This is a genomic window from Bradyrhizobium sp. HKCCYLRH2015 (assembly GCF_051168215.1).
Classification (GTDB): Bacteria; Pseudomonadota; Alphaproteobacteria; order Rhizobiales; family Xanthobacteraceae; genus Bradyrhizobium.
Genome location: NZ_JBNPUO010000011.1, coordinates 346,128 through 363,655 on the forward strand (window position 1 = coordinate 346,128; position 17,528 = coordinate 363,655).

Sequence of the window (17,528 nt, forward strand, 5' to 3'; positions counted from 1 at the left end):
CACCATGCCAGACTGAGCGAGTCGCTTTCGGAGTGGGACGATGCAGGATCGCGCGCTGCGCAGGCCGGATGACGCCGAGATCGCCGCGATCAACGCGCGGCATTTCGCCGACACGCCGCTGCGGCCGGCCGATCTGCTGTTCGTGTTCGGCACCCGCGTCGACGAGGAGCTGCGTGCCGAGACGGCGGCGAAGCTATGGCAGCAGGGCTACTTCCGCCACGCCATCGTCAGCGGCGGGATCACGCCGGGCGCGGATGTTTCGGAGTGTACGCTGATCAAGGCTGCCATGGTGAGGCACGGCATTCCGGCCGAGCGCATCCTCGAAGAGCACCACGCCACGAACACCGGCGAGAACGTCGTGCTCGCGCTGCCGGTGATCGACGCCGCGCTCGGCCTCGCCAATGTCGGCAGCGTGATCTGCCTCGGCAACAGCTGGACCGCGCGACGCTACGCGATGACCCTGCAGCGGCACTGGCCCGAGGTGGAGAAGATGCTGCTGACGGTCGACGGCTTCGGCATCCCGCGCCATCTCTGGCACACCCACCCCGAATTCCGCCGCCGCGTGCTCGACGAATGGGACAAGATAGCGTCGTACAAGGCGAGGGGATTTATTGCGGAGTGGCCGTGACGTTCGAGGCTCCGTGTAAGACATGCGGGCTCGCAGGAATGGCGGGCAACGCGGCTGCAAAGCGCGGTCTTCTCTCCCCGCTTGTGTGAGTTGGAGTGGGGGCCTCAAGGGCACCAAACTCGCGACGTTCAGGGAAAACTTTCAGTTGGCGACAATTTCTTGGATATAGTCCGCTGGGTAGCCATTCTCGACGAGCAGATTGCATGCGTTCTGAAAGAAAAACAAATAGCTCTCACAATAAACAGAGGGATTGTTAAAGCCATTCTCTCTTGAAAAACGGTTCTCGATATCACCCCCCTTACAAATCCGTCTCCACCTGCACGGTTGGCATTTGGCGGAAAGTGACCTAGTCGCACATTCAATTTCATCAAATATTCCGTTCATCAAAAAATCCCGAAGTGAGGTATCACGAACATCGCATTGCGGAGTGTTACGGTACCATGGGAGAGCGGGGATATAAGAATCGGAGACGCTGGCGATCCCGTCACTGTGAATAATTAGAACTTGCCTTGTCCATTTCTTCTTTGTCAAAAAAATGCGCTGCTTGTTTGGGGGCACTGGAATATCTTCTTCGCGGACCCGGAGTTTCCGCAGGAAATCCGAGATAAAGCGAACTTCGACGCCTGGGTTATCTTCCGTCATCCATGCTTCAAAAAGCCGAAACAGCGATTCTCCATACTTGCGAGGCGTCTCTTCGCTGCCGATAAAACCATCGTCAAAGTTGCGATCAGGAAGAAGAAAACTCATCCGACGCACACCTAGCCCACGCAAGTAACGGTAGACTTCGGTATAGTCATTTCGACAATCTATGACAGAAATTGTAGATGGGCTAATATCATTCGGTAAGCAGTCTTTCGCTGCCTTCACTAATTCTTTGAGATTCTGCTCTGTCCTTTCAAAAGTAGACCTTCCTTGGTGGTCGAGTCGATAGCGGTCATGCGCTGTGCGTCCACCGTCAATACTGACTCCGACGTTTACCCGGTGCTTGGATAGAATAGACAGCCATTTGTCCGTTAGAATGGTGCCATTTGTCTGGACGCCGAAATGTACGTCCACCGTTTGCCCGAGCCGTTCCTTGAACACACAACAGATTGAGTCAAACTTTTCGGGATTGAGCATCATCGGCTCGCCGCCGTGAAAGGAAATCAAGATCTCCTTGATCTTCAACTCTCGGCAGCCAGCTACAAGCCAGTTGGCTACACAGGCAGCTGAATCGATGCTGACTACTGGAGGGCGTTGTAGTGGAGTCTTATCCCCCATATTGAAGTAGTAGCAATATGTGCAGTTAATGTTGCATCGCTCCACAACTTTGAAGACAATGTGAAGCCGATCTACTGTCAAATGCTGAGTTTGTACCAAGGCTCGTCCGAGAGCCATTAGGTTGGAGCCTTTGGTGAACTTTGATGGTAGTCACCCGATGTCTGGGAATGGAACCCCCCGTCGGACTGCCATTAACCACCGTTGCCTTGAGCGTAGTCCTCGTTAACAGGAATGGACACCCCGCCACGACCAACCGTGAGAAGGCCATCAATGATCCCCTGGCCGATCAGTTTACGAGCGCGTTCCAATTTCTCTTTAGCATCGGACATGCCGGTCTCCCCCGTTCACCCTCATAAGTTTTGATGTGTGAGATACTCAACTATAATGAGATAGTCGGAGTCAACTGAGATTCGCCGGATGACTCCCGAGCCGGCGTTAATGCTCGCGGTTTTCAGGGGGAGATAGGCGTGACGTTTGGACTTCGGGCAGCCCGGACAGTAGTTGGGGCTGATCTGGCCATTTGCATCGAGTAATGTCGCAGTTGGATTACCCTCGACGGCTCGAGCGGGCTGCTGCTCTGCTACGTGGGCTAAGCCCGGAAAGCGAGTTTTCAGAGAATCTCAACCAAGCTGAAGGGCTCGACTAGATTGGCTCATCCAGGCCTCATGGTTCGCGGCGCCCCGCAGGACGGTGCCCTCACCGAGACGGTCTCAGAATCCTGAAGTTCGGCCAAAATTCAGTCATCTTCCCGAGGGGCGCGTCGGCGGCGTGTGTCTCGAAGGACGGCCAAGTGCTCGCCTCCACAGAGAAGCAATTCACGGCCTCACCACCAGCACCGAGCACTTCGCGTAGCGCACCACATGCCCGGCGTTGCTGCCGAGGAAGTAGGTCCGCATCGCCGGGCGGTGCGAGGTCATTACGATCAGGTCGGCCTTGACCTTGGCTGCCTCCTCGAGGATCTCGTGATAGATGCCGCCCTGGCGCACCGTATAGCTGATGCGCTCCGCCGGGATGCCGGATTCGCGCGCCACGATCGACAGCGCTTCCTCGGCGGTCTCGCGCTGCTGCGCGTCGAAATCGGCCGGGACGTATTCGGCGAGCATCACCGGCGTCATCGGCATGACGTTGAGCAGATGCACCGTGCCGCTCCAGGTCTGTGCCAACGTGGCCGCGGTGGCGATGGCGGGCTTGGCGAGGTCGGTGTCGGCCAGATCGATCGGCACCAGAATCGAGTTGAACATCGAAGGTCCTCCTCTGTCCGCCGGGATTACGCGCCGGACCGGACCTGCCTGTCAATCGACCGAGCCATGCTTGAGCAGCTTGGGCGTGACGAATCTCAGGAGACGGCCGCGGGTGAAGCTGACGTCGCCCCAATCGTCGGTGTCGAAATCGAGCACCGCCAAACCCGCGGTCGGCATGTTGCGCATCAGCTCGTGGCGGGCCTCTGAATCGCCCCCGCCGGTCAGCGCCAGCGCGAGCTCGTGCATTCCGGGATTGTGCCCGACGAGCAGGAGCTGCTTCGGATCGTGCACTGCCGCGAGGCGGATGTGATGCAGCATCTGCATCGGCTCGGCGCCGTAGAGCCCGGGAACGGTCTCGACCTGCGGGGCCGGGACACGGTCCTTCATCGCCGCAAGCGCGAGGTCCCAGGTCTGCTGTGCCCGGACCGCGGTCGAGACCAGCACCAGCTCCGGCACCGGCGGGTGGCTGGCGATGAAATCGCCGATCATGGCGGCATCCTGGTGCCCGCGCTCGTCGAGACGGCGGTCCTGGTCGCGGCCGGTCGGCGCGTCAGTCTCGGTCTTGGCGTGGCGCAGCAGCATCAATCGGCGCATGGAATTCCGTCTCGAATCGTTCAGGCTGGGTCCGGCTGTACCACGTCTCTTTGTCGCCATTAAAAGCGTCATGACGTCCGGCGCAGGGTTCGCTAAGAAAACGCCATGAGCGAGACTTCCACAAGCGTGAACGATGACGCGGATGCCGCAGGTGCACACGGCCGCACCAGGCTGAATTTCGACCTCGACGTTGACGTCTGCGTGGTCGGGGCGGGATTGGCCGGCTTGACGGTGGCATTGTGCGCGGCCCGGCAGGGGGCGAGCGTCGCGGTGCTGGAAGGCCGCCAGGTCGGGTGGAACGCATCCGGCCACATGATCGGCACGGTGATGCCTGGGTTCGACCTGCCGCTGCCGGATCTGATCGAGCGCGTCGGGCTCGCGCATGCCCGGGCGCTATGGGCGTTGTCCTGGTCCGGTGCCGAGTTCATCCGCGCCCAGGCCACCGAGGCAGCGATGCCGGGCATCGGGCTCAGCGAGGGCGCGCTCGAAGTCTCCAATGTCGACGCCGGCGACGCCTTGATCCGCCGCCTGCAGATGCTGCACGAGGATTTCGACACCGAGGTCGAGGGCTGGCAGGTCGAGCGCGTCAGGACCGAGCTCAAGACCGACCGCTACTTCCACGGCGTCCATTATCCCAAGGCGTTCCAGCTCGACGGCCGCAGGTACGTTCACGCGCTGGCGCGGCTCGCGCACAAGGCCGGGGCGCGGATCTTCGAGGACACGCCGGTGGTCAGCATCGATGCGTCGGGCGTGCGCAAGCGCATCGTGACGCCGTCGGCGCGGATGCGCGCCTCGCACATCGTGCTGGCCGGCAACATCCATCTCGGCGCGCCGCTGCAGAAGCTGTCCGATACGCTGCTGCCGGTGTGGCGCTATGGCGGCGTCACCGCGCCGCTCGGCGAGCGCCTCGCCGAGGCGATTTCCTTCCAGGGATCGGTCAGCGACACCGACGGCATCGATCATTTCCGTATCGTCGACGGTGACCGGCTGATGTGGGCGAGCCCGGAGACGACCTGGGACGCGCGGCCCAGCGGATTTGCCGCGGCGCTGCAGCGCCGGATCCGGACGGTGTTTCCGCAGCTCGGCCGGGTCGAGATCGCCGACACCTTCGGCGGCGTCACCGGCCAGACCGTGCACGGCATGCCGCAGATCGGCCAGCTCCGCAAAGGCCTGTGGGTCGCGAGCGGCTTCGGCCGGCAGGGGCTCAACACTTCGGCGATGGCCGGACAGCTGATCGCCCAGGCGATCCTCGCCGGCGACGATCGCTGGAAGCTGTTCTCGCCGTTCGAACTGGTCTGGGCCGGCGGCGTCAGCGGCCGGGTTGCCGGGCATGTCGTCAATCTCTGGGTCCGCGGCCGCTCCGCCGCGGCCGGGACGCTGGCGCGACACCGCGAGCGCGTGCGTGCGCAGGAGCGCATGCGCGAGATCCGGGCGGCCGAAGCGCGGCGCCGGGCGGCCGAGCGGCCCGGCTCGCGGCTGCCGCTGCGGCCGCAGCCATCCGATCTGAACCGCCATCCCGACGCCGGGGAGGGCTGACACCTCGCAAGAAAGTGAGCCGCCGCGCCCGCGCCTGACGTAACTTCGCGGGATCCCATCCGTAGATCCGGTAACCCATCGCCGTACGGAGACCGCCATGATCGACCGCCGCCTGATGTTGACCACCGCCGCCGGACTGTTCGGCTTCGCCGCCCTGCGCTTGCTCGGCGGTTCCGCGCCGGCCCGCGCCGCCGAGAAGTTCGAGGTCGAGAAAACCGAGGCCGAGTGGCGCGCGCAACTGACGCCGCAGCAATACGAGATCCTGCGCGAGGAGGGCACCGAGCGGCCCTGGACCAGCCCGCTGCTGAACGAGCATCGCAAGGGTACCTTCGCCTGCGCCGGCTGCGACCTGCCGCTGTTCTCCTCCGACACCAAGTTCGACAGCGGCACCGGCTGGCCGAGCTTCTTCAAGCCGCTCGACAATGCCGTGGCGACCCGCCAGGACAAGACCTACGGCATGGTCCGCACCGAGGTGCATTGCCGCCGCTGCGGCGGCCATCTCGGCCACGTGTTCGACGATGGCCCCAAGCCGACCGGCCTGCGCTACTGCATGGACGGGCTGTCGCTCACGTTCCACCCGGCAAATCCGTCGTCGACCTGACGGGAATCTGCGCCCGGATATTCCGGCTCGTCCGTTCAAGGCTCAGATGGGGGTCTTGAGGACGCGCCGGTAGCCGTGACGAGCGGCCGTGCCGGAGCGCGATTTGGCGTGTCCGGCCCGGCAAGAACTGCCGGCTCGGCAATTGTTCACCAGTTTTGACGCTGGTTTTTTGACGTTGTTGTTTTTCAACCCGCTGATTTCACAGTATTTTCGCATCTGGCACAGCGATTGCGACAGCTCTCCACGAAACGCGGTGCGGGCCGACCTGTCACCGGCATCACAGTGGAGAGATTGGTATGGGTATCTTCGACGCGATGAATACTTCGGTGAGCGGTCTGTCCGCTCAATCATTCGCGCTGCAGAACATTTCCGGTAACATCGCGAACGCGTCGACCGTCGGCTACAAGGGCATCGGCACCAGCTTCGAAGACCTCATCCCCAACGCGACCAACCCGACGCGCCAGAATGCCGGCGGCGTCACCGCCTTCGCCAAGGCCACCATCACCACCCAGGGCACCGTCTCGACGTCCTCGGTCGCCACCAACATGGCGATCAACGGCGACGGCTTCTTCAACGTGCAGAAGGCCTCCTCGGTCGTCGACAACGTGCCGGTCTTCACTGGCGTCACCAACTACACCCGGCGCGGCGACTTCCAGCTCAACGCCAACGGCAACCTGATCAACGGCGCCGGCTATTACCTGATGGGCGTCGCGGTCGATCCGAAGACCGGCAACGCCACCGGCAACGTGCCGACCGTGCTGCAATTCGCCAACAATTTCGTGCCGGCGCAGGCGACCACCGCAATCCAGTACGCCGCCAACCTGCCGACGCAGCCGAAGACCGCCGCGAGCGGCAATGCCGCGACCGGCACCCTGGTCGCGGCCGGCGGCCTCAACTCGGCCGACCTCTCCAACGTGCCGCTGCCGGTGGGCACCAACTTCTACGCCGACTCCACCGTCACCGGCGGTACGGCGGTCAACAAGAACGCGGCGAACATCACCACGTCGACGCTGCTGTCGGGTGGTGCGGCCACCGATTCGATCACGAGCAACTTTGCCACCGGCGACACGATCACCATGACCGGCAGCGCGGGCGACGTCATCACCTTCACTTTCGTCGCCTCCGGCGCCTCGGGCACCCAGATCAATGTCGGCGACTCCGTCGGCACGCTGATGGCGAAGATCGCGGCCGTCACCGGCGTGACGCCGACCATCACTGCCGGCAAGATCACGCTGCATTCCGGCAGCGGCGAGGACTGGACCATGAGCAGCGCGTCCCCGGGTTTCACCGCGCTCGGCCTCACGTCACCGGTGGCACTGACGCGCACGGCGAGTCCCGGCACCGGCATCGTGATCGGCAACGATCTCACCAACTTCAACAACGAGACGATCTCTGGCGGCGCGGTCACGGCCTACAACTCGTCGGGCACGCCGGTGAACGTGCAGTTGCGCTGGGGCAAGGTCGACAGCGCGACGCTCGGCACCGGCCACAAGGACACCTGGAACCTGTTCTACCAGACCGACTCGAACGCGACCGGCTCGACCGTGGCGTGGCAGAACGTCGGCACCAACTTCCAGTTCGCCTCCGACGGCTCGCTGGTGTCGCCGACGACCTCCAACATCTCCATCCCCAACGTCGTGGTCGACGGCACCACGCTCGGTACCGTCAGCCTCAACATCTCCTCGGGCGCGCTGACGCAATATGCGAGCACGATCGGCTCTGCGACCATCAACCAGATCAATCAGAACGGCTTCGCCGCCGGTCAGTTGCAGTCGGTCGCCGTCAACAACAGCGGCGTCGTCACTGGCACCTTCTCCAACGGCCAGACCATCAACCTGGCGCAGGTGACGCTGTCGCACTTCAACGGCACCAATTACCTGAAGGCGCTCGACGGCGGCGCCTATGAGGCGACCGATCAGTCCGGCCAGGCCATCATCGGCGCGACCGGCAAGATCTCGGGCGGCTCGCTGGAAGGCTCGAACACCGACATCGCCGACGAGTTCACCAAGCTGATCGTGACCCAGCAGGCCTATTCGGCCAACACCAAGGTGATCACGACGGCCAATTCGATGGTGCAGGATCTTCTGAACGTGCTGCGCTGATCGCGCTGAGACGTGGCAGTTGAATTGACATAAGGCTACCGCACATGGGTTTGAGTTCTGCCCTCGCCACCGCGATGTCCGGCCTGCGTTCGACGCAGGCCGCGCTCTCGATCATCTCGTCGAACGTCGCCAACGCGAACACCCCCGGCTACGTCGCGCAGAACCCGAACCAGATCGAGGTCGCCAGCGGCGGCTTCGGCTCGACGGTGACGACGACCGGCGTCAACCGTCAGCTCGATCTGTTCGTCCAGAACCAGCTCCGCACCGAGACCTCGGGCGGGACCTACGCCAATCAGATGGCCAACATCCTGAGCCAGCTGCAGACCGTGTACGGTACGCCCGGCGGCAGCGGCACGCTCGAGACGGCGCTGAACAATTTCACCACGGCGCTGCAGTCGCTGTCGAACAATCCGAGCAACCAGTCGGCGCAATCGGTGGCGCTGTCGGCGGCGCAGGGCGTGGCGCTGCAGCTCAACGCGACCACCAAGGGCATCCAGACCCTGCGCAGCAATGTCGAGCAGGACATCGGCAATTCGGTCACGCAGGCCAACGCGGCGATCAAGCAGATTGCGACGCTCAACACGCAGCTGCAGGGCCTCGACAGCTCGGACCCGCTGGCGGCGACCCTGCAGGATCAGCGCGACAACGCGATCAACACGCTCGCCAAATATGTCGATATCCGCGTCGTGTCCGACCCGACCAACGGCACGAGCATATTCACCAATTCGGGCATCCAGCTGGTCGGCGCGGGCCTCAGCTCGGAGTTCACCTTCTCTTCGCCGGGGACGCTCGACGCCACCTCGCTCTACAACAGCGATCCGACCAAGACCGGCGTCGGCCAGCTCAACATCAAGCTGTCGAACGGCGTGTCGCTCGACGTCGTGTCGAACAATCTCCTGAACTCGGGCCAGATCGCAGCCGACCTCAAGCTGCGCGACCAGACCCTGGTGCAGGCCCAGACCCAGGTCGACCAGCTCGCGGCGACGATGGCTTCGGCACTGTCCGACAAGACCACGGCGGGCACCGCGGTGACCGGTCCGCCGGCCGGCTTTGACGTCTCGACATCAGGGCTGCTGGCGGGCAACACCATCAACCTGACCTACACGGACTCGAGCAACGTCCAGCGTCAGATCAAGGTCGTCAACGTCAACGATCCCGCTGCGCTGCCGCTGCAGAATGCGACCGGGGCCAACCCGTCCTATGTCGGCGTCGACTTCTCGCTCGGCATGGCCTCGGTGGTGTCGCAGCTCAACAGCGCGCTCGGGTCGGCGCATCTGCAGTTCTCCAATCCCTCCGGCAGCACGCTGCGGATCACCGACGACGGCACCAGCCAGGCGACCGTCAAGGCGGCCTCGGCCACCACCACGACGCAGACGCTTGCGAGCGGCAATGCGCAGCTCCCGGTGTTCACCGACGGCGGCGCGCTCTACACCGGCGCGATCACCTCGACCGGCTCGCAGATGACGGGGCTCGCCGGGCGGCTCAACGTCAACCCGGCATTGCTGAACGATCCGACCAAGCTGTCGACCTATTCGACCTCGCCGCAGACCGCGGCCGGCGACTCGACGCGGCCGGACTTCCTGTTCGCGCAGCTCACCTCGGCGACCTTCAGCTACTCGCCGACCACCGGCCTCGGCTCGGCGGCGCAGCCGTTCCAGGGCACGGTGTCCGGCTATCTGCAGCAATTCGTCAGCCAGCAGGGCAGTGCGTCGACGTTGGCGACCCAGCTCAGCCAGGGCCAGGCCGTCGTGGTCAGCACGCTGAAGGAGAAGTTCCAGGGCACCGCGGGGGTCAACATGGACAGCGAGATGTCCAACCTGATCCAGGTCCAGAACACCTATGCGGCAAACGCCCATATCATGTCGGTCGTGCAAAGCATGATGCAGAGCCTGCTCCAGGCGTTTTAGTGAGGCGCGTGTAAGATGACGATCAGCAGTGTCAATTACGGAAGCTCTCTGCTCGGCCTGTCCGTGCGGAACATCACGAGCCAGCTCGCGGACCTTTCCACGCAGCTCTCGAGCGGCGTCAAGGCGAACAACTACGCCGGCATGGGGCCCGACGAGGGGTTCGCGATCGCGGCGCGGGCGCAGCTGTCGAACATCTCGGCCTTCACGCTGACGATGACCCACGTCAATACCGTGATCGGCGCGGTCAATACCTCGCTGCAGTCGCTGTCCAAGATTCATGACCAGGTCCAGAGCGGCGCCTCGGCGACGCCGCAGAACCTGACCAGCACCGGCCAGACCACGGGACAATTGACGGCGCTGTCCAACCTGTCGGCAATCACCGGCATCCTCAACACGCAGGTCGGCGACCGCTACATCTTCTCCGGCAGCGCGACCGACCGGCCGGCGATCGCATCGGCCGACGACATCCTGAACGGCACCACAACGCAGGCCGGGCTGAAGCAGGTCATCGCCGAGCGGCAGCAGGCGGATCTCGGGCTCAACGGTCTCGGGCGTCTCAACCTGTCGGCGTCGGCCACCATGCCGATCACGCTGGCGGAGGACGTCGCCGGCTCGCCGTTCGGCTTCAAGCTGAGCGGGGTGACCTCGTCGCTGACCAACGCCACGGTGACCGGACCGTCCGGCTCGCCCGCGGGCATCTCGGTCGATCTCACCGCCGGCAATCCGAATGCGGGCGACCAGATCAGCTTCACCTTCAAGCTGCCCGACGGCACCTCGGAATCGATCAAGCTGACGGCGTCCACCACGACGCCGGCGCCGACCAATACGTTCGCCATCGGTGCCACGCCCGCGGCCACCTCCGCCAATCTCAACGCGGCGCTCAACACGGCGCTGTCGACGCTGGCCAACACCTCGCTGACCGCCGCCTCGGCGGTCGTCGCCGGTGACAACTTCTTCAACACGGCGAGCTCCGTGTCGGGCACCGTGGTCAACAACAAGCTCGCAACGCCGGCTCCGATCACCGGAGCGACGCTGCTGTCGGGCGGTGCGGGCTCCGACTCGATCGCGACCAGCTTTGCAACCGGCGACACCATCACCGTCAACGGACAGACGCTGACCTTCGTCGCCTCCGGCGCCAACGGCAACAACCAGATCAATGTCGGCGACAGCGTGCAGACGCTGCTGTCGAAGATCGATACGCTCAGCGGCACGTCGACGCCGTCGACGGTCAGCGGCGGCGTGATCACCTTGCGCACCGACGACGCCGCCAGCTTCTCGGTGTCGAGCTCGAACGCGGGTGCGTTCGGGGCGCTCGGCTTCTCCGGCACCGTGACGGCGCCGACGCCGCCGTTGCGCGTCTCCGGCTCGCCGCTGGGGTCGGCGACCAGCCTCGTCAACGGTTCGGCCAACACCGTCGCCTGGTACACCGGCAACAGCGGTCCCGGCTCGGCGCGGTCGAGCGCGACCATCCGGATCGACACGGCGCAGAGCATTCAGTTCGGCGCCCAGGGCAACGAGTTTGCGATCCGCAACCTCGTGCAGCAGACCGCGGTCTATGCCGCCGTCAACACGCCGCCGGCGGGTGCGAATGCCCCGCAGCAGATCGGCGCGCTCAGCCAGCGCATCGCCGCCAACCTGACGCCGCAGCTCGGCCAGCAGGCGATCTCGGACATCCAGACCGAGTTTGCCAACGCCCAGACCACGATGAAGGACGCCACGGCGCGCCAGACCCAGGCCAAGGCGGCAATGCAGGCCATGGTCGACCAGACCGAGGGCATCTCGCAGCAGGAGGTGGCGAGCCAGATCCTGCAGCTCCAGACCAACCTCCAGGCGTCCTACCAGACGACGGCGATGCTCGCCCAGCTGACGCTGGTGAAATATCTGTAGCGCCCCGGGGGACGGCGGTTAGGTTTTCGTTAACCACGTCTCTTTAGCTTTTGTTCAGATCTGGGGCGAGAGCCTCTTTGTCTGGAGGCGGAACGTGAGTGACGGAACCGACGAGCGCATTCATCTGGTGGTCGCGACACCATGCTTCGGCGGCCAGGTGTCGAGCATCTATGCGAGCTCGATCTTCGCCCTGCAGCGCGAGTTGCGCGCCACCTCCAACGTCGGCCTCACCGTCCACATGCGCGACGGTGATGCGCTGATCACCCGGGCGAGGGCCAATCTCGTCACCCTGTTCCTCAATGATCCCACAGCAACCCATCTGCTGTTCGTCGATGCCGACATCGGCTTTACGCCCAGGCAGGTCTTCCGGCTGATCGAGTCCGGCGGCGACATGGTCGCCGGTGTCTATCCGGTCAAGAAGGTCAACTGGAGCAAGGCGCGCCGCGCCATCAACGACAACCGGATGGACGTGCCGGCGGCGTCGCTCGACTACGTGCTGGAGATCGACAATCCGGACCACGTCGCGGTGGTCAACGGCTTTACCCGCGTGCGCTATGCCGGCACCGGCTTCCTGATGATCCGCCGCCGCGTCATCGAGGCGATGATCGCGCATCCGGCCTACGCGCCGCTGCAGTTCTTCCGCGAGCATTCGCAGGATGCGCTGGCCGGCAGCCCGAACCGCTTCGCGCTGTTCGAATGCATGATCGATCCGGCGACCGGCACCTATCTCAGCGAGGATTTCGCGTTCTGCAGACGATGGACCGATCTCGGCGGCGAGATCTGGGCCGATCTCGACAGCCGGCTCGATCACGTCGGTCCGTCCGTCTTCCATGGCAATGTCGCCTCGCAATTCGCCTCGGCGGTGGCGGTTCCGACCGCTGCTGCGGCTGACGCAGCCTGACGATCCGTACCATGACCCCGGCGGCAACCCGGTCGCAGATCTTCCAGCCATCCCGCATCGACCGGCGCGAGCAGGGCGTCGCGGCCGGACTGCGTGATCTGTTTGCCCTGCTCGGCGATCTCCTGATCGATGGCGGCGACGCCCGCTTGGCGCTCGATCGCCCCTGGGGCCGCAACGTCTATGGCTGCGGGCCGTCGCCCGAACCCGATGTGCTGTGCTTCGCATCGAGCACGGCGTCGCCGATTTCGGAACGCGCCTATGCGCGCGTCGAGCTGGCGCGCGAGCAACTGATGCATGCGGCGATCTCGCTCGGCCTCGACGCCGCGCTCGACCGGCGCACCGAGGAGATGCGCTGCGAACTGCGCGGACATCTCGGCCTTGCCGACGACATCGACATCGTGTTCTCGCCGTCCGGCACCGACTCGCAACTGCATGCGCTGGCGCTGGTGCGGGCGATGCTCGGCGAGAGCGTCACGAGCATCGTCGTCGGCAGCGACCAGACCGGAAGCGGCACTGCCGCGAGCGCCCGGGGACACCATTTCAGCACGCGGACGGCGAACGGCCTGGCGGTGCGGACGAACACGCCGATCGAGGGGCTCTCGGGCGACGCCGTGTCGCTGCCGCTGCTCGACGGCGCATCGATGCAGCCGCGCGGCGATATCGATGCCGAGGTGCTCGACAGCGTCGAGGCGCTGGCGCGGAAGGGCCGTAGCGTCCTGCTGCAGGTCATGGAGTCCTCCAAGCTCGGCTGGCGCGCGCCGGACATGGCCTGCCTGGACGAGGTGGCGCGGCGCTGGCCGGGGCGCGTGCAGGTCGTCGTCGATGCCTGCCAGATGCGGCTCGGCACGGCGCGGCTGCGCGCCCATCTCGATCGCGGCCATCTGGTGCTCGTCACGGGCGCGAAGTTCTTCGGCGGACCCGCCTTCAGCGGCGCCCTGCTGGTGCCCGCGGCCGCAGCGGCTGCGCTGCGCTGCGGACATCCGATCGCGCCCGGCCTGTTCGACTATGTCAATCGCAGCGATTGGCCGCTCGCCTGGACGGATCTGCGCGCGCGCACGGCGCCGCGCGCCAATATCGGCCAATGGCTGCGCTGGGAAGCCGCGCTGGCGGAGATCGCCGCATATCACGCCGTGCCCGAGCCGTTCCGTCGGATGGCGATCCGGCAGCTCGGCGAGTCCATCGAAAGCCTGCTGATGCTGTCGCCGGCGCTGCGTCCGATCGCCGCCCGCGCGCCTGCGCAGGATGCGAGCGATGGCGAGTTCGGCTTTCCCACCATCTTCCCGTTCGCGCTCCAGCGTGACGGCGGCCCGCTCGGCCTCGGTGAGACGCAGGCGGTATATCGCGCGCTGCAGCGCGATCTCGGCAGCCGCTTCACCGGTCGAGCGGCCGAGGTTGCCGCGCGCCAGTGCCTGATCGGCCAGCCGGTGCGGATCGAACGCGCGGGCGAGGCGCCGACGGCCGCGCTGCGGCTGTGCATCGGGGCGCGCCAGGTGACGGACGCATGGTGTGACGACGTCACCGCCGCCCGGGTCAATCTCGAATCCGACATCGACCGCGTCGCCGACATCGTTGCCAAAACAGAGCTGCTCGTATCGGATCTGAGCAGCCAGGATCTCAGGGACATCTGCAATGCCGACTGATTTGCTCGCGCTGGCCGACGCCACCGGCGCAGGATGTGCCGACCGGGTCGGCATGGCCAAGCTCGCCAAGGCCGCCTTCGACGGCCAGGACCTGAAACCGTTGTGGGCCGCCTTGCTCGCCAAGCTGCTCGACGGCCGCGCGGAGCCGGGCGAGGGGCTCGACCTGGCGCTGATCGCGCAGCTCATCGGCGAGAAATCGTCCGGGCTTGCAATCCAGCACGACGTGCTGCAGTCGCAGCAGCTCTATCGCGTGCGCTGCAAGAGCGAGACGCCGCGCCTGCGCGTGCTCGCGCTCGCTGCGGCCACCGACATGGGCAGCAACACGCCGATCGAGTTCCTGCTCGAGGATACCGACTTCGAGCTGCTGCTGCTCTACGTCGTTCCAGGCGCGAACCTGCTGGCACCGCTGCCGGCCCATGACGTCGCCATCGTCATCGCCTCCGATTCCGAGGATTGCCAGCACGCGCTGCGCGAGATCGATGCTGTCGCGGCGCGCTGGCCGCGTCCGCTGCTCAATCCGCCGGAGCGGATCTGGCATCTCGACCGCGACAAGCTGCATGCGCTGCTGGCCTGCATCGACGGACTCACCATTCCGGCGACCATCCCCGTCGACCGCGAGCGCCTGATCGAGATCGCCGACGAGCGCGAATGGATCACCGACGTCGACCACTCGCTCGCCTTCCCGGTCATCGTGCGGCCGCGCGGCTCGCATGCCGGCGTCGGCCTCGAGAAGATCGACGAGCCGCTCGAACTGTCGCTCTATCTCGACGAGCGCGACGAGCAGGAGTTCTTCGTCTCGCGCTTCGTCGACTATGCCAGCGAGGACGGCCAGTTCCGCAAGTACCGCATCGTGTTCGTCGACGGCACGGCCTACGCCTGCCACATGGCGATCGCGCGGCGCTGGGACATCTGGTACCTCAACGCCAACATGGCCGGCAGCGAGAGCAAGCGCCTCGAAGAGGCGACCTTCATGCAGACCTTCGACATCGGCTTCGGCCGCCGTCATCGCAGCGTGCTCGATGCGATCGCCGCGCGCGTCGGCCTCGACTATTTCATCATCGATTGCGCCGAGACCAGGGACGGCGCGCTGCTGGTGTTCGAGGCCGACAATACGGCCGTCGTCCACAACATGGATTCGCCGGAGATATTCCCCTACAAGCCGCCGCAGATGCAGAAGATCTTCGCGGCCTTCGCGGCCATGATCGAGAAGCGCGCCGCGTCTCGGGCGGAGCAGGCGGCGTGACCGCCGGGCTGCGCATCGATCCCGCGTCGCGGACGGCGGAGACGCTCGATCCGCAACATTGGGACCAGATGCGCGCGCTCGGTCATCGCATGCTCGACGACATGATCGACTATGTCGCCGATATCCGCGACCGGCCGGTGTGGCAGCCGATGTCGCCGGCGACACGGCAGAGCTTCCGCAGCGCGCTGCCGCATGCGCCGACCGATCTCGCCGAGGTCTATCGCGATTTCAGCGAGCTCGTCGTTCCCTACGCGACCGGCAACGTGCATCCCGGATTCATGGGCTGGGTGCACGGCGGCGGCACCGTGGTCGGCATGCTTGCCGAGATGCTGGCTGCCGGACTGAACGCCAATCTCGGCGGCCGCGACCATGCGCCGATCGAGATCGAGCGGCAGGTCGTCGACTGGACGCGCCAGTTGTTCGGCTTTCCGGTATGCGCCAGCGGCATCTTCGTCACCGGCACCTCGATGGCGAACCTGATGGCGGTGCTGGTGGCGCGCCGCGCCGAGCTCGGCGCGTCGGTTCGCTCGGCGGGTCTCGGTGAGGAGGGGCGGCGCTTGCGCGCCTACACGTCGAAGGCGGCGCATGGCTGCATCGCCAAGGCGATGGACATCTGCGGACTGGGCAGCGACGCGCTCGGCTGCATCGCGGTGGATGCCGCACATCGCGTCGACGTCGGCGAGCTGCGGACCGCGATCGCGCGCGATCGCGCCGCGGGCCTGCATCCGTTTCTCGTCGTCGCCTCCGCTGGCACCGTCGATATCGGCGCCATCGACGACCTCGCGGCTGTTGCCGAGCTCTGCCGTGCCGAGGGGCTCTGGTTTCACGTCGACGGCGCCTTCGGTGCGCTCGCGATGCTGTCAGCGGAGCTCGCACCGAAGCTCGCCGGCATCGAGCTGGCGGATTCGATTGCGCTGGATTTTCACAAATGGGGGCAGGTGCCCTACGATGCGGGCTTCCTGCTGGTGCGCGATGGCACCAAGCATCGTGACGCCTTCGCCTCGCCGGCCGCCTATCTGCGCCGGGAAACCCGCGGTCTCGCGGCGGGCGCCGAATGGCCCTGCGATCTCGGTCCTGATCTGTCGCGCGGCTTCCGGGCGCTGAAGACCTGGTTCACGCTGAGAACGTTCGGCACGGACGCGCTCGGTGCCGTGATCGCGCGAAGCTGCGAGCTCGCGCGCCATCTGGAGTCGCGGGTGCGCGCCGAGCCCGAGCTCGAGCTGCTGGCGCCGGTCAATCTCAACATCGTCTGCTTCCGCTATCGCGCAGACGATGCCGATGCGCTCAACGGCGAGATCGTCGCCGACATCCACGAATCCGGCCTCGCCGCACCGTCGACCACGATGCTCGACGGACGGCTGGCGATCCGTGCCGCGATCGTCAATCATCGCACCGGGACGAGCGACATCGACCGGCTGATTGCGGCGGTCCTCATGTTCGGCCGCCAGCGCGCGGCCGGTCTCACGCCGTTGATCGAGATCGAAGCTCCGCCGCTGGCGCTCTGATCGCAAACCGCATCTAGGCGTCGTCCGCTGGTCGATGACGACCGCCGACGGAATGTAGCCGCGCGTGTCGAAACCTTTCCAAAGGTGGTTGACGCGTTGTGAATGACGGGTGCGTTTGTTGAATCAATGAGCCTTTTCAAGGGGCGTTCTTGCGTGATGACGCGGCAATGAGCCGCGCCGATGCGCCTGTTCTGCTGATTGAGGCGGCTGCGCCCCGCAACCCTTCAGCGTTTGTTAGCCACTGCCATTCACCGTGACGCCCGTCGTCCGGGTCGCTCAAGTCGACCTGGGCTTCACCCTGATCTCGAAGGGATCGGGGCTTATTTCACACCAGAAGGGTATGAAAATGTCAGGTATCGTCCTCTCGGCGTCGGTACGCCAGAATCTGCTATCGCTTCAGTCGACAGCTCAGCTCCTCGCCACCACCCAGAACAATCTCTCCACGGGCAAGAAGGTCAACTCGGCGCTCGACAATCCGACCAA

General features: G+C 65.1%; 14 protein-coding genes. 10 read left to right on the top strand and 4 right to left on the bottom strand.

What is annotated here, in order from left to right; translation table 11 throughout:
• The first annotated feature begins 40 nt into the window (after window positions 1-40).
• Complete coding sequence (locus ACQR1H_RS28190) at window positions 41-628, top strand: YdcF family protein (RefSeq protein WP_315804323.1); 588 nt, start codon at window positions 41-43, stop codon at window positions 626-628.
• A 141-nt stretch (window positions 629-769) separates the two neighbouring features.
• Here the strand turns inward: ACQR1H_RS28190 and ACQR1H_RS28195 are convergent, their stop codons facing one another.
• The 4 genes from ACQR1H_RS28195 to ACQR1H_RS28210 form a co-directional block, all read right to left on the bottom strand.
• Window positions 770-2,005 carry a radical SAM protein gene (locus ACQR1H_RS28195; protein WP_315804322.1) on the bottom strand — a complete coding sequence of 412 codons (1,236 nt, stop codon included), beginning with the start codon at window positions 2,003-2,005 and terminating at the stop codon, window positions 770-772.
• A 74-nt stretch (window positions 2,006-2,079) separates the two neighbouring features.
• On the bottom strand, window positions 2,080-2,217 hold the full coding sequence (locus tag ACQR1H_RS28200; RefSeq protein ID WP_434908522.1) for a hypothetical protein: 138 nt from the start codon (window positions 2,215-2,217) through the stop codon (window positions 2,080-2,082).
• A gap of 486 nt (window positions 2,218-2,703) precedes the next feature.
• Window positions 2,704-3,129 (bottom strand): universal stress protein, encoded by a 426-nt coding sequence (locus tag ACQR1H_RS28205; RefSeq protein WP_284420907.1) that lies wholly within the window; start codon window positions 3,127-3,129, stop codon window positions 2,704-2,706.
• Window positions 3,130-3,180: 51 nt separating this feature from the next.
• Entirely contained in the window at window positions 3,181-3,723 is a 543-nt protein-coding gene (locus tag ACQR1H_RS28210; RefSeq protein WP_315804320.1) for a SixA phosphatase family protein, read from the bottom strand.
• Window positions 3,724-3,828: 105 nt separating this feature from the next.
• Between ACQR1H_RS28210 and ACQR1H_RS28215 the strand changes: the two genes are divergently transcribed.
• The 9 genes from ACQR1H_RS28215 (at window position 3,829) to ACQR1H_RS28255 (ending at window position 17,045) form a co-directional block, all read left to right on the top strand.
• Window positions 3,829-5,259, top strand: coding sequence for an NAD(P)/FAD-dependent oxidoreductase (locus ACQR1H_RS28215; protein ID WP_315804319.1), 1,431 nt, complete (start codon window positions 3,829-3,831; stop codon window positions 5,257-5,259).
• Window positions 5,260-5,356: 97 nt separating this feature from the next.
• On the top strand, window positions 5,357-5,860 hold the full coding sequence (gene msrB, locus ACQR1H_RS28220) for a peptide-methionine (R)-S-oxide reductase MsrB (protein ID WP_434908523.1): 504 nt from the start codon (window positions 5,357-5,359) through the stop codon (window positions 5,858-5,860).
• A gap of 296 nt (window positions 5,861-6,156) precedes the next feature.
• Window positions 6,157-7,962, top strand: coding sequence for a flagellar hook-basal body complex protein (locus tag ACQR1H_RS28225; RefSeq protein WP_316182988.1), 1,806 nt, complete (start codon window positions 6,157-6,159; stop codon window positions 7,960-7,962).
• Between the two features lie 44 nt (window positions 7,963-8,006).
• Window positions 8,007-9,869: a flagellar hook-associated protein FlgK gene (gene flgK, locus ACQR1H_RS28230; RefSeq protein WP_316182989.1), complete on the top strand. Its 1,863-nt coding sequence runs from the start codon at window positions 8,007-8,009 to the stop codon at window positions 9,867-9,869.
• 15 nt (window positions 9,870-9,884) lie between these two features.
• The gene (locus ACQR1H_RS28235; RefSeq protein ID WP_434881033.1) at window positions 9,885-11,756 is read left to right on the top strand and encodes a flagellar protein; all 1,872 of its coding nucleotides are present in this window, start codon (window positions 9,885-9,887) and stop codon (window positions 11,754-11,756) included.
• 94 nt (window positions 11,757-11,850) lie between these two features.
• Complete coding sequence (locus ACQR1H_RS28240; RefSeq protein WP_315804314.1) at window positions 11,851-12,657, top strand: hypothetical protein; 807 nt, start codon at window positions 11,851-11,853, stop codon at window positions 12,655-12,657.
• A gap of 11 nt (window positions 12,658-12,668) precedes the next feature.
• Window positions 12,669-14,297, top strand: coding sequence for a hypothetical protein (locus tag ACQR1H_RS28245; RefSeq protein WP_434908524.1), 1,629 nt, complete (start codon window positions 12,669-12,671; stop codon window positions 14,295-14,297).
• A 52-nt stretch (window positions 14,298-14,349) separates the two neighbouring features.
• Window positions 14,350-15,540 carry an ATP-grasp domain-containing protein gene (locus ACQR1H_RS28250; protein WP_315804351.1) on the top strand — a complete coding sequence of 397 codons (1,191 nt, stop codon included), beginning with the start codon at window positions 14,350-14,352 and terminating at the stop codon, window positions 15,538-15,540.
• A 68-nt stretch (window positions 15,541-15,608) separates the two neighbouring features.
• A complete protein-coding gene (locus tag ACQR1H_RS28255) occupies window positions 15,609-17,045 on the top strand; it encodes a pyridoxal phosphate-dependent decarboxylase family protein (protein WP_316239310.1) in 1,437 nt (478 codons plus the stop codon).
• The last annotated feature ends 483 nt before the right edge of the window (window positions 17,046-17,528 follow it).

What these genes read in the sequence shown, in the direction of transcription:
- ACQR1H_RS28190 (WP_315804323.1), top strand. Translation starts at nt 41, where the DNA reads ATGCAGGATCGCGCGCTGCGCAGGCCGGATGACGCCGAGATCGCCGCG.
- ACQR1H_RS28195 (WP_315804322.1), bottom strand. Translation starts at nt 2,005, where the DNA reads ATGGCTCTCGGACGAGCCTTGGTACAAACTCAGCATTTGACAGTAGAT.
- ACQR1H_RS28200 (WP_434908522.1), bottom strand. Translation starts at nt 2,217, where the DNA reads ATGTCCGATGCTAAAGAGAAATTGGAACGCGCTCGTAAACTGATCGGC.
- ACQR1H_RS28205 (WP_284420907.1), bottom strand. Translation starts at nt 3,129, where the DNA reads ATGTTCAACTCGATTCTGGTGCCGATCGATCTGGCCGACACCGACCTC.
- ACQR1H_RS28210 (WP_315804320.1), bottom strand. Translation starts at nt 3,723, where the DNA reads ATGCGCCGATTGATGCTGCTGCGCCACGCCAAGACCGAGACTGACGCG.
- ACQR1H_RS28215 (WP_315804319.1), top strand. Translation starts at nt 3,829, where the DNA reads ATGAGCGAGACTTCCACAAGCGTGAACGATGACGCGGATGCCGCAGGT.
- msrB (WP_434908523.1), top strand. Translation starts at nt 5,357, where the DNA reads ATGATCGACCGCCGCCTGATGTTGACCACCGCCGCCGGACTGTTCGGC.
- ACQR1H_RS28225 (WP_316182988.1), top strand. Translation starts at nt 6,157, where the DNA reads ATGGGTATCTTCGACGCGATGAATACTTCGGTGAGCGGTCTGTCCGCT.
- flgK (WP_316182989.1), top strand. Translation starts at nt 8,007, where the DNA reads ATGGGTTTGAGTTCTGCCCTCGCCACCGCGATGTCCGGCCTGCGTTCG.
- ACQR1H_RS28235 (WP_434881033.1), top strand. Translation starts at nt 9,885, where the DNA reads ATGACGATCAGCAGTGTCAATTACGGAAGCTCTCTGCTCGGCCTGTCC.
- ACQR1H_RS28245 (WP_434908524.1), top strand. Translation starts at nt 12,669, where the DNA reads ATGACCCCGGCGGCAACCCGGTCGCAGATCTTCCAGCCATCCCGCATC.
- ACQR1H_RS28250 (WP_315804351.1), top strand. Translation starts at nt 14,350, where the DNA reads ATGGCCAAGCTCGCCAAGGCCGCCTTCGACGGCCAGGACCTGAAACCG.
- ACQR1H_RS28255 (WP_316239310.1), top strand. Translation starts at nt 15,609, where the DNA reads ATGCGCGCGCTCGGTCATCGCATGCTCGACGACATGATCGACTATGTC.